Raw genomic sequence first — 22,684 nt, forward strand, 5'->3', positions numbered from 1 at the left:
CTCCCTCGACCGCCTCGTCCAGCCCCTCGACCACCCCGAACACGTCAGCTACCTGCCCCTGGCCCACATCGCCGAGCGGGTCCTGAGCATCTACGCAGCCCTCCTGCGCGCCGGTTCGGTGTGGATGTGCCCGTCACCCGACCAGCTCGTGGAGACCCTCCAGCACGTGCGGCCACGAACGTTCTTCGGCGTCCCCCGCGTCTGGGAGAAGCTGACCTCCGGGGTGCAGGTGGGCCTGGGCCAACTGCCGGAGGAACAGCGCGCCGCCGTCGACGCCGCCCGCGAGGTCGGGGAGGAGTACGCCCGCCGCCTCGAGCTGGAGGGCACCGTCCCCGACGAACTGCGCGCCCGCCACGAGGACCTGCACGAGGAGGTCACCCGGCCGATCCTGTCCCTGATCGGCCTCGACCGCGTCGAGCAGGCCACCTGCGCCTCCGCCCCCGTCCCCGTGGAACTGCTGCAGTTCTGGTCGGGGCTCGGGCTCGTCGTGCGCGAGGTGTGGGGCCTCACCGAATCGGTCGGGGTCGCCACCGGCAACAGCCCCACGGAGGGCACCCGCACCGGCTCGGTCGGCCGCGCCCTCGACGACCTGTCCGTGCGCATCGCCGACGACGGCGAGGTGCTCCTGCGCGGTGCCACCCTCTTCTCCGGTTACGCCCGCGCCGACGGGACCCTCGACCCGGCCGTCGACGCAGACGGCTGGTTCCCCACCGGCGACCTCGGCCACCTCGACGAGGACGGCTACCTGTGGATCACCGGGCGCAAGAAGGACATCATCGTCACCTCCGGAGGAAAGAACGTCGCCCCCGCCCCGGTGGAGGGCGCCCTCAAGGAACACCCGCTCGTCGGACAGGTCCATGTGCACGGCGACGCCCGCCCCTACGTGGTCGCGCTCGTCCTGCTCGACCCCGAAGCGGCACCGGCCTGGGCCCGGGCCCAGGGGCTCGACGTGGGCCCCGAGCTGTCGGACCTGGCCGCACACCCGCAGGTCAGGGCCGAGATCGACCGGGCCGTCGAGCAGGCCAACGCCAGGTTGAGCAGGCCCGAACAGGTGCGCCGCCACCGGTTGCTCGGTGACGAGTGGGCCCCCGAGACCGGCGAGCTGACCCCCACGCTCAAACTCCGCAGGCCGGTCGTCGAGGAGCGTTACGCCGCCGAACTCGACGCCCTCTACACCTCCGGAACCGACTGAACCGCGTGCCCCCGCGCACCGGGTGCCGGGCCCCGCCATGATGGGGCCCGGACCCGCACACCCGCGCACGAGGGGGCACGATGGCCGGCACACCCGCACGCGTGAGGGCGCCGCGGCCCGGTGGCGCGGTCTGGCGCAGGTTCGGTGACGTGCGGTCCCTGCTCATGGGTCCGCAGATCCTCCTGCTCCAGGTCGCCCACCCGGTCGTGGGCGCCGGCGTGCTGGAGCACAGCACGTTCCGGGAGCACCCCTGGCGCCGGCTGTGGCGCACCCTGGTCTCGCTGAGCACCGTGGTCTACGGGGGCCAGGAAGCCGCCGTGGCCGAGGCCCGGAGGCTGCGCGGAGAACACACCTCGGTCAAGGGCGTGGACGCGGCCGGGCGCCGCTACCACGCGCTCGACCCCGAGGCCTACCACTGGGTGCACGCCACCCTGGTCCAGGGGCCCGTCGACGCCCACCGCCTCTTCGGCCCCGGCCTCGACCGGGCCGAACTGGATGCCTACTACGCAGGGATGCGCGACGTCGGAAGGGTGTGGGGGCTGCACGAACGCCACCTGCCGACGGACCGGGACACGTTCGCCGCCTACTACGACGCGACCGTCCACGACCGGCTCGAGCACACCCGTGCCGTCGACGACCTCGTGTGGGCCCTGGCCCGCCCGGCCCGTCCGGCCGCATGGATCCCGGACGCGCTGTGGGAACCGGTCGGGGTGCTGCTCGCCCGGCCCGTCCTGCTCGTCACGGTCGGATCCTTGCCCCCGGTCCTGCGCGAGCGCGTCGGCCTGCACTGGGGTCCGCGGCAGGAACGCTCCCTGCGCCGCCTGGCCGCCGTCGTGCGTGCCGCCGCCGCGCTCACACCGCCACCCGTGCGCCGCGGCCACAGCCGGGTCCTGGCCGCCGTCGGCCGCAGGGGCCAACGGCACAGGCAACGTGCCGCGGGGTCAGCCGCCGTGCCGGGCGCTGCCGCCTGAGTCCTCCGGGGAACGCGTGGGACGGGGAGCGGCCCGGGCGGCCTCGTACCCGGTGCGGTAGACCGCCTCACGCTCGCTCGCCTCGTCCTCGGACTCGTCGGCGCGCGGCCACCCGGCGGTGAGCCCGTAGATCACCAGCACGTCGATCGCGATCGCCACCATCGACCACAGCGGCATCGCCACCACGAACGCGAGCTGGGCCAGGGCGTTGAGCGAGGCCAGCACGATCGCGAAGACCCGCGCCCACGGGCTGCCGGAGAGCACCGACATCCCGGCCACGACCAGGACCACACCCCACAGCCCCAGCAGGACACCCCAGGAGGCGTACTCGAGCATGAGCATCTCGGTGTCGGTGGCGAAGTAGAACTCGGGGACGAACAGTGCGACCAGGCCCTGGATGATGTTGATGCATCCGATGACGGTCAGCAGCGTCGCGACGAAGAACTGCCAGCCGTTGGCGGCATCGAAGCGCATGTCGTGCTCCTCACCGGGCCCCGTCCGGCCGGAGGGCGCCCTTGGGGTGTCACGGTCGGGTGCGCCGGTTCGCGCGCCGCCCTCTCATGATCACGGAGGGAACGTCATGGCCGCCCACAGGTCCGTCCACGATCCGGTAAAGCCGGGCGCGGCGCGGGAAGGCCGCGCAAGGGCCGCCCCGCCGCACTTCCCGGGGATTACGTAACCGCGTCGCCCTTAGGGTGGAGGCGTGGCAGACGACAAGACCGAACAGCGCCTGGCCGACCTCGAGGCCCGTGTCGCCGCCCTGGAATCGGCCGACCCGCCCGCCCCGTCCCGCGGCGGGACCGCTCCCGCCTCCGCCGAGGACACCTTCTTCGCCGTCAACGAGCTGCGCCGCCGTGTCGGGGGCCGGGGAGGGGTCCTCTACGCCGGAACCGTGCGCGCCTCAGAGGACCACGAGCCGCTGGAGTGGCAGTACGGACACCCCGTCGAACGCCTGGAGGGCTCCGACTGGTCACGCCTGGCGCCCCGCCTGGACGCCCTGGGCAACCCGGTCCGCCTCAAACTGCTGCACGAGATCTGGAACGGGGCCGGGACCGTCGCCGAGCTGGCCGAACTCCCCGGCTTCGGGACCACCGGGCAGATCTACCACCACGTCAACCAGCTCACCTCCGCCGGATGGCTGGCACCCACACGGCGCGGCCACTACTCCATCCCGGCCGAGCGCATCGTGCCGCTGCTGGTGATCCTGGCCGCCGCCGGCGACACACCCTGACGGGCCGATCGTGCGCCGCGCAGGCTCCTGAGCACATTGTGCCGGGGACGGAGCGTTCCTAGCCTGAACATGTGCCAAGAGCGATCGTCACCCCTCGCAAGATCAACGAGCACGTCCACCGGCTCGGTGAGGAACACCCGCCGGTCCCCTTCGAATCGGTGGACTTCACCGTCGAGGACCCCCGGGCCCTGCGGGCCCGCTACGGGGAGGTCTTCGAGTACCTCTCCCGTGTCGAGCTCGAGGTCGAACGCAACGTCCTCGAACTGCTCGTGCTCATGCCCGACGTCACCGAGAACGACCGGCTCTTCTACGCCGACGTGTGGCACCCGCAGGAGCTGCGCCACGGCCACATCCTCGACCGCCTCCAGCAGGACCTGGGCATGGAACCCGCCCGGCCCCACCTCCGGGTCTCGCCCGCCATGCGCGTCCTCGGCGCCCTGGCGCACCTGAGCCCCGTCCAGGACGTGGTGCGCATGCTCTACTACCTGACCGGGGCCGCCACCGAACGCCAGGCCGTCCTGGCCTACAACATCCTCAACCGCGGGCTGCTCGAGATGGGCGAGGACGCCGTCGCCCACACGATCGTCACGCCCATCAAACGCCAGGAACCCGGCCACTTCGCCTTCTACCGCATGTCGGCCACCTCGCTGGTCCAGCACGGCGTTCTGCGGCCCTGGCAGCTCTTCCTGACACGCCTCCTGCGCAAGCACAGCTTCTCCCCGGTCGGCGCCAACACCACCGAGCAGATGGGCGACTACGGCGGGGTGGTCACCGCACTGGGCCTGGCGGACGAGGCCGAGGCCTACGCGGCCGAGGTCGGGCGGGTCGAGTCCCAGCTCCTGTGGGCGCACAAGGAAGGGATGGCGGTCCCGCCCTACGTCCTGGAAGCCCTGCGCGAGAGCCTGCGCCTGTACCGGGAACGCCCCTGACACACGAGTGCCCGGCCGCCGCCCCCGCGGGGCAGCGACCGGGCACAGGGACGAGCCCGATCAGGAGAAGTCGTCCACGTTGTCCTCGGTGACGATCTCCACCGGGACCCGCACGTCCTCCTCGACGCTCTCGCCGCGCGCGGCGTCGATCGCGTTGCGCACCGCCACACGCCCGAGCTCGGCGGGCTGCTGCGCGATGGTCGCGAACAGGGTGCCCTGCTCGACCGCCTCGAAGCCCTCCGGGGTGCCGTCGAAGCCGACCACCACGGCCTCCTCGCCGGCGTCGCTCAGAGCCGCGGACGCACCCAGCGCCATCTCGTCGTTCTCGGCGAAGACGGCGTCGATGTCGCCGTTGGCCTGAAGCATGTTGGTCATCACGTCCAGGCCGCGGGTGCGGTCGAAGTCGGCCGGCTGTTCGGCGACGACCTCGATGTCCCCGTACTCGGCGATGCCCTCGCTGAAGCCCTCGCCGCGCTCACGGCTCGCGGAGGCGCCCGGGGTGCCCTGCAGCACCGCGATCCGTCCCTCCTCGCCGATCTCCTCGGCCAGGACCTGGGCGGCCAGGCGCCCGCCCTCGACGTTGTCCGAGGTCACCAGCGCCTCCGTCTCGGCGTCGTTGACCCCGCGGTCGGCGGCGATCACCGGGATGTCGGCGTTGTTGGCGCCGCGCACCGGCGGGCCCACCGCGTCGGAGTCCACCGGGTTGAGCACCATCGTGTCCACACCGGTGCTCACGAAGTTCTCGATCTGGTCGGCCTGCTGCGAGGGGTCGTCCTGGGCGTCGGTGACCACCAGGTCCACACCCGCGTCGGCGGCCTCCTCCTCGGCACCGTCCCGCATCTGCAGGAAGAACGGGTTGTTCAGCGTGGAGACCGACATGCCCACCCGGGGCCCCTCGGAGGAGGAGTCCGGGGTCAGGAACGACAGCGCACCCACGATGAGCGCCGTCACCGCGGCCGCACCGCCGAGCACCGCCAGACGCCTACCGCGCCCGCCGGAACCGCCGGCAGCGCCCGCGCCCCCGCCGGTGCCCGCACCGCCCGAACCGGAACGGCGGCGCACGGTGTCGAACAGCACCGCCAGCGCGATGACCACACCGATGACGACCTGCTGCCAGAACGCCGAGACCGAGAGCAGGTTCAGGCCGTTGCGCAGCACCGCGAGGATGAGCGCACCGATGAGTGTGCCCGAGGCGGTACCGACGCCGCCGGCCAGGCTCGCACCACCGATGACCACGGCGGCGATCGCGTCCAGCTCGTACCCCTGCGCGGCCTGCGGCTGCGCGGAGGCCAGACGCGAAGCGAGGATGACACCGGCCACCGCCGCGAACAGACCGGAGAGCGCGTACACACCCAGCTTGTGGCGCTTGACGCGGATCCCCGACAGGCGCGCGGCCTCCTCGTTGCCGCCGATCGCGTACATCGCACGTCCGGCGAAGGTCCTGCGCAGGATCACCGCGGTGATCAGGCCCATGACGACCATGATCAGCACGGGAACGGGCAGCCAGCCGCCCAGGGAGTCGCCCAGGCGCGCGACCGAGTCCGGCAGCGCGATCGGGCTCCCCTCGGAGATCACCAGCGAGAGTCCGCGCCCGATCGAGAGCATCGCCAGCGTCGCGATGAACGGCGGGAGTTTCCCGTAGGCGACCAGGGCACCGTTGACCAGACCGGCCGCGGTACCCGTGGCGGCGGCCAGGGGCACCGCCAGATAGACGGGGACCCCTTCCACCGTCGCCAACCAGGCCAGCATCGTCGCCGACAGCGCCGCGACCGAACCGACCGACAGGTCGATGCCGCCGGAGATGATGACGAAGGTGACACCGAAGGCCAGGACCGCGATGACCGCGGCCTGGACACCGACGTTGAGGAGGTTCTGCGCCGTCAGGAAGTCGTCGGACAGCAGCGACATGAACACGACCAGCACGGCCAGTGCGGTCAGCGCTCCGTTGTCCAACAGGAATCGGCGCACGACGGGCCAGGTGCCGCCGCTCTTTGCTGTGTCAGTGGGCACTTACCGGCCCTCCACTTCGTTCTCTTCGGTGCTGGTTCCGGGGTTGGCGGCGACCGCGAGCGACATCACGGAGTCCTGGGTGGCCTCCTCGGCGGAGAGCTCACCGGTGACGCGGCCCTGCGCCATGACGAGGATCCGGTCGCTCATCCCCAGCACCTCGGGCAGGTCGCTGGAGATCATCAGGACCGCGTGACCGGAGGCGGTCAGTTCGTTGACGAGCCGGTAGATCTCGACCTTGGCGCCGGCGTCGACGCCGCGGGTCGGTTCGTCCAGCACGAGCACCCGCGACTCGGCCAGCAGCCACTTGCCGATGACGACCTTCTGCTGGTTGCCGCCCGAGAGCGTGCGCACGTGCTGTCCGATGTGGGCCATGCGGATCGCGAGCTCGCCGGCGATGCGCGTCGCGGACGAGCGCTGGCCCGACAGGTCCACGAACCCGCCCCGGCTGGAGGGGCCCAGCGTGACCAGGCCCAGGTTCTCCTCCACGGACGCGTCCAGGACCAGGCCCTGGCCCTTGCGGTCCTCCGGGACCAGGCCCAGGCCCGCACCCAGGGCCGCGCCGACGTCGCCGCCCGGCAGCCGGTCGCCGATGACCTCGACGGAACCGCTGTCGTAGGGGTCGGCGCCGAAGACCGCGCGGGCGACCTCGGTACGGCCGGCACCCACGAGCCCGGCCAGGCCGACGACCTCGCCGGCGCGCACGTCCAGGTCGATGTCCTCGAAGACGCCGCTGCGGGTCAGTCCGCGCACCTTCAGGAGGGTCTCGCCGGGTTCCGGGCGCTCACGGGGGTACTGCTCGTCGATGCTGCGGCCCACCATGAGGCGCACCAGCTCGTCCTCGGGCTCGGAGGCCGCCACGTGGGCGACCGATCGCCCGTCGCGCAGCACCGTGACCCGGTCGCCCAGGTCCGCGATCTCCTCGAGATGGTGGGTGATGAAGACCAGCCCGACCCCCTCGCCGCGCAGCCGCCGGGCGATGGTGAAGAGCCGCTCGACCTCCTCGGTGGTGAGCACCGCGGTGGGCTCGTCCATGATGAGGACCTTCGCGTCCAGGCTCAGCGCCTTGGCGATCTCCACCATCTGGAGCTGGGCGATGCCCAGGCCGCGCACCTTCGCGCCCGGGGCCACGTCGACCCCGACCCGCTCCAGGAGCTCGGCTGCCTCGGCCTCCATGCGCTTGGTGTCGACGAAGCCGAACCGGCGCGGCTGGCGGCCCAGGAAGATGTTCTCGGCCACCGTCACGTCGGGGACGAGGTTGAACTCCTGGTAGATCGTGGCGATGCCCAGGCCGGCGGCGTCCTGGGCGTCGCGGATGACGACCTCGCGCCCTTCGACGAGGATCCTGCCCTCGTCGGGACGGTGGGCGCCGGACAGCACCTTGATGAGGGTGCTCTTCCCGGCTCCGTTCTCGCCGAGCAGGACGTGCACCTCGCCCCGGCGCAGGTCGAAGTCGACGTCGTCGAGCGCGACCACGCCCGGGAAGGCCTTGCGTACGCCCTCGATGCGTAGCAGTTCTTCCGGACTACTCACGTGTGGCTCCTCCGGTCGGGGCAGACGGTTCGGGCTCGCCGCAGGAACGGCGGACGACCAGGTGGGCGGGCAGGACGGTCGACGTGGCCGGTTCGCCCGCGATGAGACCGGCCAACGCCCGCACGGCCACCCGGCCCAGCTCCGCGGTCGGTTGGGCGATCGCGGTGATGGGCGGCGCGGTGTGCGGGAACCAGGGGATGTCGTCGAACGCGGCCAGGGCGATGTCGCCGGGCACGCGCAGGCCCCGGTCGCGGATCGCGTCGAGCGCACCCAGGGCCATGAGGTTGTCGGTGGCGAAGACCGCGTCGGGGCGTTCGGGCAGGTCCAGGAAGGCCTCGGTGGCCAGGCGCCCGCTCTCGGCCTGGAAGTCGCCGGTGCCCACGTGAGAGTCGGGCAGCGAGAGCCCGAACTCCGACAGCGCCGCACGGAAGGCCTCCACACGCTCGCGGCCGGTGGTCGTGGCGGCGGGGCCGGTGATGATCGCGAGGCGGCGGTGGCCGAGCCCGTACAGGTGGGCGACCAGGTCCCGGATCGCGCCGCGGCCGTCCGAGCGGACCACGGGGGCGTCGGAGCCGGGGATCCAGCGGTCGACGAAGACCACGGGGGTGGTGCCGGAGGCGGCGTCGAGTGTCGTGGGGGAGCGGCCGTCCGCGGGGGAGACGAGCAGCCCGTCGATACGCCGTTCCATGAGGGAGCGTACGTGGTGGTCCTCGAGTTCGGCGCGTTCGTCGGCGTTGCCGATGATGACGCTGTAACCCAGTGCGCGGGCCTCCTCCTCCACGGACCGGGCGAGCTCGGTGAAGTAGGGGTTGAGCACGTCGCTGATGACCAGCCCGATCGTGCGTGTGCGGTCGGTGCGCAGGGAACGCGCGACGACGTTGGGCCGGTAGCCGAGCGCCTCTGCGGCGGAGAGGACCTTGGCCCGGGCGCCGTCGCTGACCGCCGACTGCCCGTTGAGGGCGCGCGAGACCGTCGCCACCGACAGACCGGCCGCCCGGGCGACGTCCTTGATACCCACCACCTGCGTTCACCTCCTCGAACACCGTCGTGTGTGCGGGGCCTGGAGGGGTCCGGACCGGCACGCTGGAAACGATTACATGATCGGAAACGATTACACCATGTCTCAGCAACACAGAAGTTCACAGAACAGGGCACCAGGTGCCGGGGTGGGGCGTTCCGGGCGTTCGGGGTGTGCGGCGCCGCCGGGCTTCCGGGCCCGCTGCGGTGCACGGTCGCACCGCCGTATCGACCCGGTCACATTTTTCGGAGCGCCGGACGGGGCCGCACAATGGGGGCCATGGAACGCAGGGACGCCGTAGTGATCGGAGCGGGCGCCGCCGGGCTCATGGCCGCGCTCGAACTCACCGCCGCCGGGTACGACGTGGAGGTGATCGAGGCCCGCGAGCGTGTGGGCGGGAGAGCGCACACCGTGCGTTTCCCCGACGGGCGCTTCGCCAACGCGGGGGCCGAATGGGTCAACCCCGAACACCACGAGGTGCTGGGCCTCGTCGACCGCTACGGGCTCGGGCTCCGCTCGGGCGGCGGGTTCGAGGCGCTCGTCGTCGAGGGGTGGGCGCTGGTCGACGAACCCGCGGACGCCGAACGTGCCGAGGGGGCGCTCGAAGGCCTCGCGGGGCGCCTGACCGACCACGAACGCCCCTGGGACGATCCGGTCGCGCGCGAGATGGACCGCCGCAGCGCCGACGACTGGATGCACGACGCGGGGCTCTCCGAGGGCCAGCGTGCCTGGACCACCGCCTTCATCCACGCCGAGTACATGGTCGAACCCCGGGAACTGTCCGAGCTCGCCCTGGCCCTGGCCGCCGACCTCGACTCCGGCGACACCGCGTACCGCATCGCCGGCGGCACCGCCGAACTCACCGACGCCATGGCCCGCGAGCTGGGGGAGGAGCGCATCCGCCGCGGTGATCCGGTGCGCAGGATCGAACACGGGCAGGACGGCGTCGTGGTCCGCACCGACACCCGCACCGTCGCCGCGGAACGTGCGGTGATCGCCGTGCCCCTGCCCGCCCTGGAGCGCATCACCCTGGACCCGGCGGTTCCCGTGCCCTCCGTGCACCAGGGCCGGGGCGGCAAGCTCCTGGTGCCCTACGGCCAGCGGCCCGACGCCGCCAGCGGGGACCGGCACGCCGAGGGCACCGGGTTCCAGCACGTGTACGACAACGCCCCCGACGACCAGCCCGGGACCCCCGGCATCCTCACCGCCTACACCTACCGGCCGCTGACCGAGGACGAGGTCGTGGGGGCCCTCGGCGAGCTCTACCCCGAACTGGGCGCCCCCGACGGCACACCGGTGGCCGCCTGGTGGAGCGAGGAACCGGAGTCCGGCTGCACCTACTCCGCTCTCGGCCCGGGCGACCTCGACGCCCTGCGGCGCCTGCGCGAACCCTTCGGGCCCCTGTACCTGGCGGGGGAGCACACCGAGATCATCTGTGGCTACCTCGAGAGCGCCCTGCGCAGCGGGCGCCGGGTGGCCGACCGCATCACCGGCGCCTGAGCAGGGCCGGCCGCTCGCGCACACGACGGGGCTCTGCACGCCCGCACACACGCAGCACGCCCGCACACGAAGGACCCGGGGGACGCGATGTCCCCCGGGTCCCTCTTCGCGGCCGGTCAGCTCCGGCTCGGTGCCACCTCGTCGGCGGAGCCTTCCGGCACCTCGGCCGTACCCGGCTCACCGGTGCCCTCGGCGTGGGTGTGGCGCTCCTCCAGCGCCGAACCCTCCACGTCGATGTCGGGCAGGAGCCGGTCCAACCACTTCGGCAGCCACCAGGCGCCGTCGCCGGCCAGGTGCATCAGCGCCGGGATCAGCAGCATGCGCACCACGAACGCGTCGATGAGCACACCGAAGGCCAGCGCGAACCCGATCGAGCTGATCATCATCGTCTCGGAGAAGATGAACCCGCCGAAGACCGAACCCATGATGATCGCCGCGGCGGTGACCACCGCACGCCCGGCCCGGAAACCCTGCTGCACGGCCAACCGCGCGGGCGCGCCCCGCACGTAGGCCTCGCGCATGCCGGTGCCGATGAACAGCATGTAGTCCATCGCCAGGCCGAACAGGATGCCCACCAGCAGTGTCGGCAGGAAGTTCAGCACCGGCCCCGGGTTCTCCACCCCGAAGATCGCGCCGAGCCAGCCCCACTGGTAGACGGCCACCACACCGCCGAGCGCGGCGAAGTAGGAGAGAATGAACCCGAGCGTGGCCACCACCGGCACGAAGATCGACCGGAACACCAGCAGCAGGATCACCACCGACAGCCCCATGACCACCGACAGGTAGGTCGGCAGCGCGTCGCTCAGGGTGTCGGAGATGTCGATGTTGCCGCTGGCCATGCCGGCCACGCCGAGCGGTCCGGCGCCCTCGATGGGCTCCAGGTCGCGGAAGGTGTCGACCAGGTCCTCGGTGGACTCGCTGGAGGGCCCGCCCTCGGGCACGACCTGGAAGATGGCCATGGTGTGGTCGTCGGAGATCCCGATCGGGGCCACGGCCGTGACGTCGTCGCGGGAGTAGAGCTCCTCGGCGACCTGGAACTGCTCCTCCTCGGCCTGCTCCTCGGCGGCCTCCTTCGTGGGACCGCCGGTGAGGTCGGCCGCGACCAGCAACGGGCCGTTCATGCCTTCGCCGAAGTTCTCCTCCACCGCGGTGTAGGCGGCGTACTGGGTCGAGTCGGTCGGCTCGGCGGCGCCGTCGGGCATGCCCAGCCGCAGGTCGAGCGCGGGCAGGGCGATGATGCCCAGGGCCAGCACGGCGACGCCGGTGCGCAGCAGCGCCCGCCCGGTCGACATCGGCCGGACCTCGTCCTGCTCGCCGTGGCGGTGCTTGCCGTCGGCACCGTCCGCACCGTCCAGGCGTGCGCGCTCCTTGCGGGACAGGATGCGCATGCCCACCAGCGACAGCAGCGCGGGAACCAGGGTCACCGCGATGAGCACGGCGATGGTGATCGCGATGGCACCCACGCTGCCCATCAGGCCGAGGAACCCGATCCCGGTCAGGTTCAGGCCCAGCAGCGCCACGAGCACCGTCGTGCCCGCGAAGACCACCGCGTTGCCGGCCGTGCCGTTGGCCAGCCCGATGGACTCGGTCAGCTCGGCGCCCTCCTTGAGCTGGCGCCGGTGCCGGTTGACGATGAACAGCGCGTAGTCGATGCCCACGGCCAGGCCGAGCATCAGTCCCAGGATCGGCGTCACCGACGCCATCTCCAGCACACCCGACAGCGACATCGCGATCAGGGTGGCGATACCGACGCCGACCAGCGCCGTCAGGATCGGCAGTCCGGCGCCGATCAGGGTGCCCAGCATGACCACCAGGACCACGCCGGCCACGATCACACCGATGACCTCGGCGGTGCTGACCAGGCTGGGCATGCTCATCGCGATGTCGTTGCCGAACTCGACCTCGGTGCCGGGCACCGGGTCGCTCTCGAAGACCGCCATGACGGCGTCGCGGGTCTCCTGGGAGACCTCCTCCTGCGCGTCGGTGAAGGCGATGTTGACCAGGACGGTCGCACCGTCGTCGGAGACCGTGCTGATCTCGGAGGACATCTCGAGCATGGCCTCGCCCCGCTCGAGCTCCTCCTCCTGCTCCTCGATGACCTCGCGGTTGTCGTCGATCTGCGACTGCTGGAAGTCGAGGTCGTCCTCGACCTGGTCGAGCATCCCGGCCATCTCGGCCTGGGCCCGGCCCTCGTCGAGCTCTTCCTGGCCGGCGTCGAGTTCGGCGAGCCCGTCGTCGAGCTCCTCGCGGCCGTCCTCCAGCTCCTGGCGCTGGTCGGCGACCTCCTCATCGGTGGCGAACGGGTCGATCACGTCCTCGACACCGTCGACCTCGGCGGCCTCCTCGGTGCGGTCGGCGATCTGCTCCTGTTGTTCCTCGGTGAAGGGCGTGCCGTCCTCGGTCTGGTACACGACGGTTCCGGCACCGCCGCCCATCCCTTCGAACTCCGACGACAGCTGCTGGTTGACCTCGTCGGTCGGGGTCCCGGGGATGGAGAAACTGTCCTCCAGATCGCCCGAGAAGAGGAAGAACGCGGTACCGGAGGCCAGCAACAGGGCCAACCAGACCGTGATGACGGTCTTCGCCCGGCTCGCGCACGCGCGTCCGAGTCTGTAGAGAAATTCAGCCATGGGTCTTTCGCCAAACGGAGGTGGGTGAGGTGAGCGCGGCGTGCGCTCAGGAGGCCGCGGCCGAGCCGTAGCCGTCGCGGTTGACGGAGATCACGCGGTTCACGAGCTCGGTCCAGATACGGCGGGACTCGTCGTTGTCGACCCCGCCGGTGGCCTGCTCCCAGTAACGGACGACGATCACGCCGCCGCTGACGAGGCCGCCGCACATGAGGTCGACCACGAGCGGGTCGGCCTCGGGATGGCGGTGCAGGACGATCGCGGCGAGGCGGGCGGTGACGTCGTTGATGGCCCGCTCGAACAGTGCCGCCTGGCTCGGGGTGGGCTCGCGGCCCTCCTGCGCGACCATGCGCTTGAGGCGCGTGATCGGGGTGACCAGGTCGGTCTCGCGCAGGGCCCGGGCGACCTCTTCGAACATGTCGCCCGGTCGGTCGCCGGCCTGCGTGCGCAGGTTGCTCTCGATGCTGTCGGTGATCGTCTCGAGCATCTCGCCGAAGACCTCGAGCACGAGGTCGTCGAGGGAGCCGAAGTGGTTGAACACCGTCCTGCGGGAGACGTCGGCCCGCTCGGCGAGCTGGTCGACGGTGAAGCCCGTGCCCTCGAGCTCGGTCATGAGCGCGGCGGCCGCGTCGATGAGAGCGCGGCGGTGACGGGACTTCAGTGCCTCGCGCCGGTCACGCGCGGGCGGTGTGCGCTGTTCGTTCACACCGTTCACGCTATGTCCGTGAATGCACTGAGTGCAACGACGCACTAGATGCACCCGATCACAGTGCAGGTCAGCGGTTGTCGGGCTCGCCGGAGAACCAGGAGAACCCCTGGTCGTACAGGTAACGCAGGTCCGGATCGGTCTCGGCGACCAGGTCGTGGCCGTCACCCTCCAGAGTCAGGCGTCCGTCGTCGAGGGACCAGGCCAGCTCCACGGTCTCCTGGGAGCTCTCGCTCACCGGGGGATCCTCCGAGACCCTGAGCAGGAGCCGGTCGTCGCCCTTGTCGGAGTACCTGCCCTCGATGAGGCCGCCGTCCGCCGTCCTGATCACGTACCGGCCCTGGCCGCGCTCCCGGTCGCCGTACCGGCCGAACGCGATCGCCTGCCAGCGCTCGTCGTCGGCCAGCTGGTCGGCGGGTGCGGCCGTGTCCTCGACGACCCGGTAGACGCCCGGCAGTTCCGAGTCGACCTCCTCGGCCCAGAACATGGGGGCCGCCGCCACCGGGGACACGGCGATCAGCACACCGAGCGATGCGAACACCCACCTGGTCACGGCGTGCACACGCGGCCACGGCACCGGCCGCGGCGGGGTGAACGCGCCCACGGCCCGGCCGGCCAGGAACGCACCGAGCCGGCGCAGTTCCGGGAGCGCGACGAGCACGCAGCCGAGCGTCAGAGCCAGGGCGAGGCCCTTGACCGGCACGTGGTAGGCGAGGTTGAGCAGGTAGACCACACCGAGCGCCGCCGCGCCGAGCAGACCGCCCAGCCACGCGGTGCGACGCCAGATGAGCAGGACCGCTGCGGTGACCTCCACCAGCCCCGAGAGGAACTGCACCGCGGGTGCGTAGGCGATGAACTCCCACAGCAGCCCCATCGGGCTCTTCTCGCCCATGGTGACCAGGGCACCGGCAAAATCGGCCTGCCCCATCTGCATCAGGAACAGCTTCGACCAGCCGTAGACCAGGAGGTAGACGAACAACCCCGCACGGAGGAGGCCGTGGCCCATCCACAGAGCGGTGACCCACCCGGGGGGCCGTTCCGGGGTCGCGGTGCGCTCGTCGGGCGGGGCCGTGTCCGACGCGTTCGGCTCCGGCTCGGAACGGTTGTGGGACATGGGGTCCTCTCGGGGATCGGGGGGTGCGTCCGTTCCCTCTGAGTCCCGCGGACCCCCGTTCGGTTCCGGGTTCCGGCCGTTTCCCGGTGTCTCGCGTCAGCGCAGCCGGACCGGGAGGCTCTCCCACACGTTGGCCACGATCGAGGGTTCCCGCTCCGGGGCCGAGTCCGAGTCCAGGTGCAGCGCGGGGAACCGGTCGAAGAGCATCCTCAGCGCGATCTCGCCCTCCATACGTGCCAGGCCCGCGCCCAGGCAGTAGTGCGGGCCGTGCGAGAAGGCCATGTGACCCTGCTGCTCGCGGGCGAGATCGAAGAGGTGCGCGTCGTGCCCGTGGCGGGCGGGGTCGCGCCCGGCCGCCCCGTAACCCATGAGCAGGGGTTCACCGGCCGGGACGCGCACCCCGGCCAGGGTCACGTCCTCGACGGTGTAGCGCAGGGGCATGAACTGGATGCTCGCGTCCCAGCGCAGTGTCTCCTCCACGACGTCGTCCCAGGAGGCCCTGCCGGTCAGGACGAGGTCCAGCTGGTCGGGGTGGGTGAGCAGGGCGTGCACCGCGTTGCCGATGAGGTTCATGGTCGTCTCGTAGCCCGCACCGATCATGAGGATCAGAGTCCAGACGAGTTCGCTGTGGGAGAGCCGCGCGTCCCCCTCGGCCCGGGTCTGCAGTAGCGCGGTGGTGAGGTCGTCGCCCGGGTCCTCGGCCTTGCCCTCCGCCAGTGCGCCGAGCGTCGACTGCAGGTCGGCGTGGACCTGGACGGTGGCTGGGCGGTCTGGCGCCTGTGGGTGAGGGGAGCGTTTGCCAGGAACTCAAGCTGCTCGAGGGGTGGAGTCCCTTGTGTGGTTGAGCGGGCGTGACCCCAGGGGTTGCTCGGGTAGCCCCGTTCTTCGTTCCCTGTGGGGAGGGGCCTTCCCCCGGTGCGGGTGTGCGTTCACGCCTACGGTGCTCGGATGGTTGAGGGGCTCCGTGCGTCCAGATAAGGGGTAGGGATGGTTGCGGGGCCCAGCGCGCGGAACGCGCGGGAGGGGGCCTTCGGCGGGGACACGCGCACCGCGCGTGGACGGTGGCTGGGCGACCTGGCGCCTGTGGGTGAGGGGAGCGTCTGCCAGGAACTCAAGGTGCTCATGGGGTGGAGTCCCTTGTGTGGTTGAGCGGGCGTGACCCCAGGGGTTGCTCGGGTAGCCCCGTTCTTCGTTCCCTGTGGGGAGGGGCCTTCCCCCGGTGCGGGTGTGCGTTCACGCCTACGGTGCTCGGATGGTTGAGGGGCTCCGTGCGTCCAGATAAGGGGTAGGGATGGTTGCGGGGCCCAGCGCGCGGAACGCGCGGGAGGGGGCCTTCGGCGGGGACACGCGCACCGCGCGTGGACGGTGGCTGGGCGACCTGGCGCCTGTGGGTGAGGGGAGCGTCTGCCAGGAACTCAAGGTGCTCATGGGGTGGAGTCCCTTGTGTGGTTGAGCGGGCGTGACCCCAGGGGTTGCTCGGGTAGCCCCGTTCTTCGTTCCCTGTGGGGAGGGGCCTTCCCCCGGTGCGGGTGTGCGTTCACGCCTACGGTGCTCGGATGGTTGAGGGGCTCCGTGCGTCCAGATAAGGGGTAGGGATGGTTGCGGGGCCCAGCGCGCGGAACGCGCGGGAGGGGGCCTTCGGCGGGGACACGCGCACCGCGCGTGGACGGTGGCTGGGCGACCTGGCGCCTGTGGGTGAGGGGAGCGTCTGCCAGGAACTCAAGGTGCTCATGGGGTGGAGTCCCTTGTGTGGTTGAGCGGGCGTGACCCCAGGGGTTGCTCGGGTAGCCCCGTTCTTCGTTCCCTGTGGGGAGGGGCCTTCCCCCGGTGCGGGTGTGCGTTCACGCCTACGGTGCTCGGATGGTTGAGGGGCTCCGTGCGTCCAGATAAGGGGTAGGGATGGTTGCGGGGCCCAGCGCGCGGAACGCGCGGGAGGGGGCCTTCGGCGGGGACACGCGCACCGCGCGTGGACGGTGGCTGGGCGACCTGGCCCCTGTGGATGAGGGGAGCGCCTGCCAAGAACTCAGGTGCTCATGGGGTGGAGCCCCTTGTGTGGTTGAGCGGGCCTGACTCTTGGGGTTTCTCTCATGGCGCCGCTCTACGACCCCTGTGGGAAGGCCCCTCCTGTGGTCGGGCGACCTGCCTCTTGTGGGTGAGGGGAGCGTCTGCCACGAACTCGGGTGCTCACGGGGCGAAGCCCCTCGAGTAGCTCAGCAGGCCTGACCCCAGGGGCTTGGGTGGTGGCCCCGCTCTTCGTTGTTGGTGGGTGGATCCCCTCGTGTGGTTGGGCGGGCCTGCCTCCTGCGGGGCGGTGTTAGGTTCGCCCCATGGGGAGCACACACGAGATCACCGACGGGGACCTGGTCCACCTGCGCCGCTGCGTCCACCTGGCCCGGGAGGCCCTGGAAGCGGGCGACCAGCCCTTCGGGTCCCTCCTCGTCGACGGCACCGGAACCGTGCGCTTCGAGGACCGCAACCGCGTCTCCGGCGGTGACCACACCCGGCACCCGGAGTTCGCGATCGCCCGGTGGGCCGCCGAGAACCTCACCCCCGAGGAACGCGCCGCCTCGGTCGCCTACACCTCGGGCGAGCACTGCGCCATGTGCAGCGCCGCCCACGCCTGGGCGGGCCTGGGGCCGATCGTCTACGCCTCCAGTACCGAGCAGCTCACCGCCTGGCACGCCGAGTGGGGCGTGGAACCCGGCCCGGTCGCGCCGCTGCCGGTCAACGCCGTGGCCCCCGGTGTTCCGGTGCGCGGGCCGGCGCCGGAGCTGGCCGAGGAGATCCGCCTCCTTCAGGCCCGCAGCGCCGGCGCGGCCTGAGGCCCGAGCCGATGAGGGCCACGGCGCCCGCGCACACCACAAGGCCGGCCAGCCCCGTCGCGGTCGGGGCGGTCCCGAACATCGCCCAGGCCCACAGCATGGTCGTGGGCGGGGTCAGGTACAGCAGCCCGGAGACCCGGGCCACGTCCGAACGGGCCAGCACCATCCAGTAGAGCGCGTACGCCCCCAGGTTGGAGAGCAGCGCCAGCCACACGACCGCACCCCAGAACAGCGGTTCGGTCGGCGGTGTGAAGGTTCCGGTGGCCCCCGCGACCACGGTGAACAGGACCGCCGAGACCCCGGTCTGCACGGCCAGCGCGGGCAGCAGGTCGGCGCAGGGGCGTGCCCGGCGTTCCAGCAGGGTGCCCGCCACCAGGGCCAGCATGGCCGCGAAGGGGAGCAGGTGGGCCCAGGCGGAGGCTCCGTCGGCTGATCGGAGGTCCCCGCCGACCACGAGCGCGACCCCGACCACGCCGACACCGAGCCCCAGCGCCTGTGTGCGCGCGACGCGCTCGCCCAGCAGCAGGGAGGCGAGGGAGGCGCCGACGATCGGTTGCAGCGCGGCGATGAGCGCGCTGGTCCCGGCGGCGACCCCCTGTTCGGCGGCGGCGCCCACACCCCACAGGTATCCGGCCTGGGTGAGGAGGCCGATGACCCCGTGCCAGAACACGTCCCGGCGTGCCATGCGCCGCCGCAGGACGAGCACGAGGGCCCCGAGGAGCGCGGCGACCAACAGGAAACGCCATGCCAGCAGCGCCGTGGCGGACGCACCGGCCAGGTCCCGGGAGGTGCCGATCTCCGCCCCGATGAACCCCGAGCTCCACAGCACCACGAGCCCCGCGCTCAGCAGCGGCAACCCGGGCCTCCGGGGGCGTGGCTCGGTCATGGCGCTCCTCCTTCGGCGGTCGGGGCCGGGTGGATTAACCACACCGGTCGGTATACCTGTGCCCCTGCATGGTAACCACACCGGTCGGTATACTTGAGCCGTAGCCCGACATGACCTCACGCACCGAGGAGACGCCGATGGCCCTGGCCGGGTCCGAACCCGCCGCGCTTCCCCAGTACACGCCGACCACGCCCGCCGGTCGACGCGTGCTGGACGCCGCATCCCGCCTGTTCTACGACCGGGGCATCAACAGCGTCGGCATGGACCTGCTCGCGGAGGAGGCCGGGGTCACCAAGAAGACCATCTACGACCGCTTCGGATCCAAGGAGATCCTCGTGGCGGCCTACCTCTACCGGCGCGACCGGTACTGGCGCGAGTGGCTCACCGGCCGCCTCGACCCCGACGCCCCCGCGGGCGAGCGCATCCTGGCCACCTACGACGCCCTCGACGAATGGCTGCACCACGAGAACCCCCGCGGGTGCGCGATGGTCAACGCCACCGTCGAGATCACCGACCCGGACCACCCCGGACGTGCGGTCGTGCGCTCCCAGAAGCAGTGGATGCGCGAGCTCTACGCCGACATGGCCCGGGAGGCCGGCCTGGACGAGCCCGACGCGGCCGGCGGCACCCTGCTGATCCTCGGGGAGGGCGCGACGACCGCCTTCAGCAGCGCCGGGGTCGAGGAGGCCGCGCGCCTGGCCCGTGACACGGCGGCGCGCCTCTACGGGCTCTGATCCGCGCCGGGCAGTGGCCCGGGGTGTGCCTTCTCACGGGCCGGGAACGCCGCATCGGCGGTACTGTACCGTCTGGACGGTTCAAGCAACCGGACGTACCGACAGCACCGACCTGGAGCGTGATGCCCGTGACCCCGAGCTCCGCCGACGCAGCCGCCGCGGACGTGCACGAACGACAGCGACCCGAGCCGGGTACCGCCGAGCGGCCCGCGCGCCCGCAGGCCAGGCTCGCCCTGCACAGCGAGGTCGGTGACGTCGCCGAGGTGCTCCGCCGCGCCTTCATCGGCGACCCCTTCATCGACGCGCTCTTCCCGGACCCCGACGAACGCCCGCGCCGGGCCCGCCGCCTGTTCGCCGTCCAGACCGCCTTCGAGTACCTGCCGAACGGTCTGGTCGAGGTCGTCGACAGCGGGGACCGCATCGTGGGCGCCGCCCTGTGGGCGACCCCCGGGACCCCGCGCATCACCCGCACCCTCAGCAGCCTGCGCTCGGCGCCGCACCTGGTCGAGACGCTGGGCCTGCGGCGGATGGTGTCCTTGGGCGCCTTCGTGCGGGACTGCGCGCGTCACGTGCCCGACCGCCCGCACTGGTACCTCGCCGACCTGGGAACCACCCCTGAGGCACGGGGCACCGGCGCCGGCGGGGCGCTCCTGCGGTCCGGCCTCGGGCGTGCCGACGCCGACGGCCTGCCGGTCCACCTGGAGTCCAGCAAGGCCGAGAACATCCCGATCTACGAGAAGTTCGGGTTCCGTGTGACCGGGACGGTCCGGATGGCCGACGGCCCCGAGCTGTACGCGATGCTGCGCGAGCCGGAACGGGGCTGACCGGAAGGCGGGCGGGCCGGCCTAGTGCTCGACCTGCTCCTCGTGCACCCGGGCGATCTCCCGCGCGCCCTCGGCGTTGGTGTGGATGTCGGGGCCGACGTCGGTGTCGCACATCCAGGTCCAGTCGCAGACCCGCTGCACGTTGAGCGGGAGCCCGGTGGTGCTCTCCTGGGGCACGTCGAACTCCCCGGAGTCGAAGCGGGCCTCCACGTCGGCCACGTCGATGTCCTGTTCGGCGTAGGCCGACCGCAGGGTGTCGTTGAGCTGTTCCAACACCCCGACGGCGTAGTCGACCACCCCGCGCCCGTCGGGGAGCTCGCCGCCGGGTGTGCCCGGGTCGGGGTCGTCGACGTGCTCGACCGCCCAGGGTGCGAGGAACGGGTTGTAGTAGGTCATCCCGACGATCTGGGTGTCCGGGCCCGCCGCCTCGCGCAGCCGTTCGGTGACCTCGGGCAGTTCGTCCTCGACCTGTTCGAGCCCTTCCTCGACGCAGTCGGTGTCCAGGTTGGAGGCGTCGGCGGGGTCGCTCAGGTCGACCTGCTCGAAGCAGCCGGCGAGGTTGTTGATGCCCAGGCTCAGGGTGATGAGCTCGACATCGCCCTCGTTCTCCTCCAGGAAGTCCTCGGCCGTCTCCACCTGCGAACCGCCGTCGTAGCGGTCACCGCAGGCCGGGTTGCCGCCCTCGAGGAAGCTCGAGGTCGTCTCGCCGCGGCAGCCGGCCCGCTGGTGTTCGAGCTCGTGGCCCTCCTCGGCCAGCGATGCGGTGAGGAAGTCGGTGTAGGCCTCGTCGGTCTGCTCGGGCAGCCCCTCGCCGTCGGGCTGGACCCCCACGGTCAGGGAGTCGCCCACCGACAGGTACCGGTCGGCGCCGGTGCCCTCGTCCTCCTCGGAACCGGGGACGGAGCAGGAGGCCGCGGCCAGGGCGAGGACCGCGGTCAGGGCCGCGGTGGGGATGGTTCTCACGGGATGCTCCCAACGGTGCACGTGATGTGTCTTGGGGCATCCCCCGTGGTGCCGGGGGAGGGAGGGACCCATCGGGGACACCGTAGGACATGGGCCCTCCGGGCGTTCCGCCCCGGGTCCTGCCGACGCCCCCTCACCTACGGAACGGTCCCCGCTGCGCGGTGCGCGTGCCCCACCCACGCCCCGTTTCACACGCGAGCGCCGGCGAGTGTGTGACACGGGGCGGATACAGGTCCTGCCCCGAATCAAGGTGCAGGTTTCCTGAGTCCGGGGTGAGTGCGTATCCGTTCCGTCTGGGGCACTCGCCGACGCTCGCGCCCCGGGCGGAACGTCCTTGGGGTGCCCGAGGCGGAACGTCCTCGGGGCGCCGGAGGGGATGTCCCCGGGATGTCCCGGGGAACGTTCTGGGGGATCCCGAGGCAAAGCGGTCCGGAGCGCCCGGGACCCCTACCGGTAGTCGGCGGCGAACGCCCGCACGTCGGCGGTGAGCAGGTCCGGCGCCTGCGACGCGGCGAAGTGCCCGCCCCGCTCGTACCTCGTCCAGTGCACGATCGTGTTGGAACGCTCCGCCAGCGTCCGGTACGGAGCGTCCCCGGGGAAGAGCGCCACCGCCGTGGGCACCCCCGAGTCCGCGCCGCCGAAGAACGCGTCCCCGCCGTCCTTGTAGATGCGCGCCGCCGACCCCGAGGTACGCGTGAACCAGAACAGCGAGACGTGCGTGAGCACCACGTCCCGGTCCACCGGCGGTTGGACCCCGCGTGCCGGGTCGTAGTCGACGAACCACTCCAGGTTCCACGCCAGCAGCCCGGCGGGGGAATCGGTGAGCGCGTAGGCGATGGTCTGCGGGCGGGTGGAGTTGACCGCCGCGTACCCCTGCCGCTCCTCCCAGTCGGACTCACCCGTGTAAGCAGCGGCCTGCTCCTCCTCGGTGAGCCCGGCCATGGGGTCCTCGGCGGTCCAGTCGAGCATGGACGCCGACACCAGGCCGTTGACGTGCACGCCCATCACCCGGTCGGGCGCCAGGCGTCCCATCTCCGGTGAGACCAGCGAACCGAAGTCGCCGCCCTGCGCGAGGTAGCGCTCGTATCCCAGGCGTTCCATGAGCGTGTTCCAGGCGCGTGCGGTGCGGGTGATGCTCCACCCCGGTTCGGTGGTGGGCCCGGAGAAGGCGAACCCCGGGGCCGAGGGGACCACCACGTGGAACGCCGGCTCGTCCGGGGCGCCGTGCCCGCGCGGGTCCGAGAGCGGACCGATCACGTCCCAGAACTCGGCGACCGTGGCCGGCCAGCCGTGCGTGAGGATCAGCGGTACCGCCTCCGGTTCGGGCGAACGCACGTGCAGGAAGTGGATGCGCTGCCCGTCGATCTCGGTCGTGAACTGCGGGAACGCGTTGAGCCGCGCCTCCGCGGCCCGCCAGTCGTATCCCGTGCGCCAGTACTCGGCCAGCTCGCGCAGGTGGTCGCCGGGCACCCCGTAGGACCACCCCACCCCGGGCAGGGAATCGGGCCACCGGGTACGGGCCAGGCGCTCGTGCAGGTCCTCGACCTCCTCGGCGGCGATGTCGATACGGAACGGGTGGATCGCGGTGTCCTCACTCATGCCCCGATCCTGTCCCATGATGAGGACA

Annotated in this window: 19 protein-coding genes; 8 read left to right on the forward strand and 11 right to left on the reverse strand. The window is 71.8% G+C overall.

Translation table 11 applies throughout. The annotated features are described in order from the left end of the window. Positions 1-1,192, forward strand: a 1,192-nt coding sequence (locus tag IDM40_RS09295) for an AMP-dependent synthetase/ligase (RefSeq protein ID WP_193121546.1), incomplete at its 5' end; no start/stop codon positions are given. 80 nt (positions 1,193-1,272) lie between these two features. Continuing rightward, positions 1,273-2,163, forward strand: a complete 891-nt coding sequence (locus tag IDM40_RS09300; RefSeq protein WP_193121547.1) for an oxygenase MpaB family protein — start codon at positions 1,273-1,275, stop codon at positions 2,161-2,163. Here the strand turns inward: IDM40_RS09300 and IDM40_RS09305 are convergent. Then, positions 2,134-2,637, reverse strand: coding sequence for a DUF7144 family membrane protein (locus IDM40_RS09305; protein WP_193121548.1), 504 nt, complete (start codon positions 2,635-2,637; stop codon positions 2,134-2,136). The genes IDM40_RS09300 and IDM40_RS09305 overlap by 30 nt on opposite strands. Positions 2,638-2,866: 229 nt before the next feature. Here IDM40_RS09305 and IDM40_RS09310 point away from each other — a divergent pair, with 229 nt between their 5' ends. Then, positions 2,867-3,394, forward strand: a complete 528-nt coding sequence (locus IDM40_RS09310) for an ArsR/SmtB family transcription factor (protein ID WP_193121549.1) — start codon at positions 2,867-2,869, stop codon at positions 3,392-3,394. Between the two features lie 71 nt (positions 3,395-3,465). Next, a complete protein-coding gene (locus IDM40_RS09315) occupies positions 3,466-4,323 on the forward strand; it encodes a GTP-binding protein LepA (protein WP_193121550.1) in 858 nt (285 codons plus the stop codon). Positions 4,324-4,383: 60 nt separating this feature from the next. On the opposite strand, the gene IDM40_RS09320 is transcribed toward IDM40_RS09315, so the two are convergent. The 3 genes from IDM40_RS09320 to IDM40_RS09330 are packed head-to-tail and all read right to left on the reverse strand — an operon-like array spanning position 4,384 to position 8,884. After that, entirely contained in the window at positions 4,384-6,333 is a 1,950-nt protein-coding gene (locus IDM40_RS09320) for an ABC transporter permease/substrate-binding protein (RefSeq protein ID WP_193121551.1), read from the reverse strand. Continuing rightward, positions 6,334-7,863 carry a sugar ABC transporter ATP-binding protein gene (locus tag IDM40_RS09325; protein ID WP_193121552.1) on the reverse strand — a complete coding sequence of 510 codons (1,530 nt, stop codon included), beginning with the start codon at positions 7,861-7,863 and terminating at the stop codon, positions 6,334-6,336. Continuing rightward, the gene (locus tag IDM40_RS09330) at positions 7,856-8,884 is read right to left on the reverse strand and encodes a LacI family DNA-binding transcriptional regulator (RefSeq protein WP_193121553.1); all 1,029 of its coding nucleotides are present in this window, start codon (positions 8,882-8,884) and stop codon (positions 7,856-7,858) included. Before IDM40_RS09330 ends, IDM40_RS09325 begins: the two co-directional genes overlap by 8 nt. A 276-nt stretch (positions 8,885-9,160) precedes the next feature. On the opposite strand from IDM40_RS09330, the gene IDM40_RS09335 reads away from it, so the two are divergent. Then, entirely contained in the window at positions 9,161-10,381 is a 1,221-nt protein-coding gene (locus IDM40_RS09335; protein WP_193121554.1) for a flavin monoamine oxidase family protein, read from the forward strand. Positions 10,382-10,497: 116 nt separating this feature from the next. Here the strand turns inward: IDM40_RS09335 and IDM40_RS09340 are convergent, their stop codons facing one another. The 4 genes from IDM40_RS09340 to IDM40_RS09355 all read right to left on the reverse strand — a co-directional run bounded on the left by IDM40_RS09340 (position 10,498) and on the right by IDM40_RS09355 (position 15,566). Further along, entirely contained in the window at positions 10,498-13,011 is a 2,514-nt protein-coding gene (locus tag IDM40_RS09340; RefSeq protein ID WP_235997461.1) for an MMPL family transporter, read from the reverse strand. A 46-nt stretch (positions 13,012-13,057) separates the two neighbouring features. After that, entirely contained in the window at positions 13,058-13,714 is a 657-nt protein-coding gene (locus IDM40_RS09345; RefSeq protein ID WP_193121555.1) for a TetR/AcrR family transcriptional regulator, read from the reverse strand. A gap of 70 nt (positions 13,715-13,784) precedes the next feature. After that, positions 13,785-14,828 (reverse strand): hypothetical protein, encoded by a 1,044-nt coding sequence (locus tag IDM40_RS09350; protein WP_235997462.1) that lies wholly within the window; start codon positions 14,826-14,828, stop codon positions 13,785-13,787. 96 nt (positions 14,829-14,924) lie between these two features. Beyond that, a complete protein-coding gene (locus tag IDM40_RS09355) occupies positions 14,925-15,566 on the reverse strand; it encodes a cytochrome P450 (RefSeq protein ID WP_407939956.1) in 642 nt (213 codons plus the stop codon). A gap of 1,589 nt (positions 15,567-17,155) precedes the next feature. On the opposite strand from IDM40_RS09355, the gene IDM40_RS09360 reads away from it, so the two are divergent. Further along, a complete protein-coding gene (locus tag IDM40_RS09360) occupies positions 17,156-17,650 on the forward strand; it encodes a nucleoside deaminase (RefSeq protein WP_193121556.1) in 495 nt (164 codons plus the stop codon). On the opposite strand, the gene IDM40_RS09365 is transcribed toward IDM40_RS09360, so the two are convergent. Next, the gene (locus tag IDM40_RS09365) at positions 17,553-18,536 is read right to left on the reverse strand and encodes a DMT family transporter (protein WP_193121557.1); all 984 of its coding nucleotides are present in this window, start codon (positions 18,534-18,536) and stop codon (positions 17,553-17,555) included. The genes IDM40_RS09360 and IDM40_RS09365 overlap by 98 nt on opposite strands. Positions 18,537-18,673: 137 nt before the next feature. Here IDM40_RS09365 and IDM40_RS09370 point away from each other — a divergent pair, with 137 nt between their 5' ends. Together IDM40_RS09370 and IDM40_RS09375 are read left to right on the forward strand one after the other, a co-directional pair. Further along, positions 18,674-19,270 carry a TetR/AcrR family transcriptional regulator gene (locus IDM40_RS09370; protein ID WP_193121754.1) on the forward strand — a complete coding sequence of 199 codons (597 nt, stop codon included), beginning with the start codon at positions 18,674-18,676 and terminating at the stop codon, positions 19,268-19,270. 122 nt (positions 19,271-19,392) lie between these two features. Beyond that, positions 19,393-20,094 (forward strand): GNAT family N-acetyltransferase, encoded by a 702-nt coding sequence (locus IDM40_RS09375; RefSeq protein ID WP_193121558.1) that lies wholly within the window; start codon positions 19,393-19,395, stop codon positions 20,092-20,094. 21 nt (positions 20,095-20,115) lie between these two features. Here the strand turns inward: IDM40_RS09375 and IDM40_RS09380 are convergent, their stop codons facing one another. Together IDM40_RS09380 and IDM40_RS09385 are read right to left on the reverse strand one after the other, a co-directional pair. Further along, on the reverse strand, positions 20,116-21,057 hold the full coding sequence (locus IDM40_RS09380) for an SGNH/GDSL hydrolase family protein (protein WP_193121559.1): 942 nt from the start codon (positions 21,055-21,057) through the stop codon (positions 20,116-20,118). 447 nt (positions 21,058-21,504) lie between these two features. After that, positions 21,505-22,656 (reverse strand): epoxide hydrolase family protein, encoded by a 1,152-nt coding sequence (locus IDM40_RS09385; protein ID WP_193121560.1) that lies wholly within the window; start codon positions 22,654-22,656, stop codon positions 21,505-21,507. Positions 22,657-22,684: the final 28 nt, after the last annotated feature.

This window comes from Nocardiopsis coralli (genome assembly GCF_014892575.1).
GTDB classification, from domain to species: domain Bacteria; phylum Actinomycetota; class Actinomycetes; order Streptosporangiales; family Streptosporangiaceae; genus Nocardiopsis; species Nocardiopsis coralli.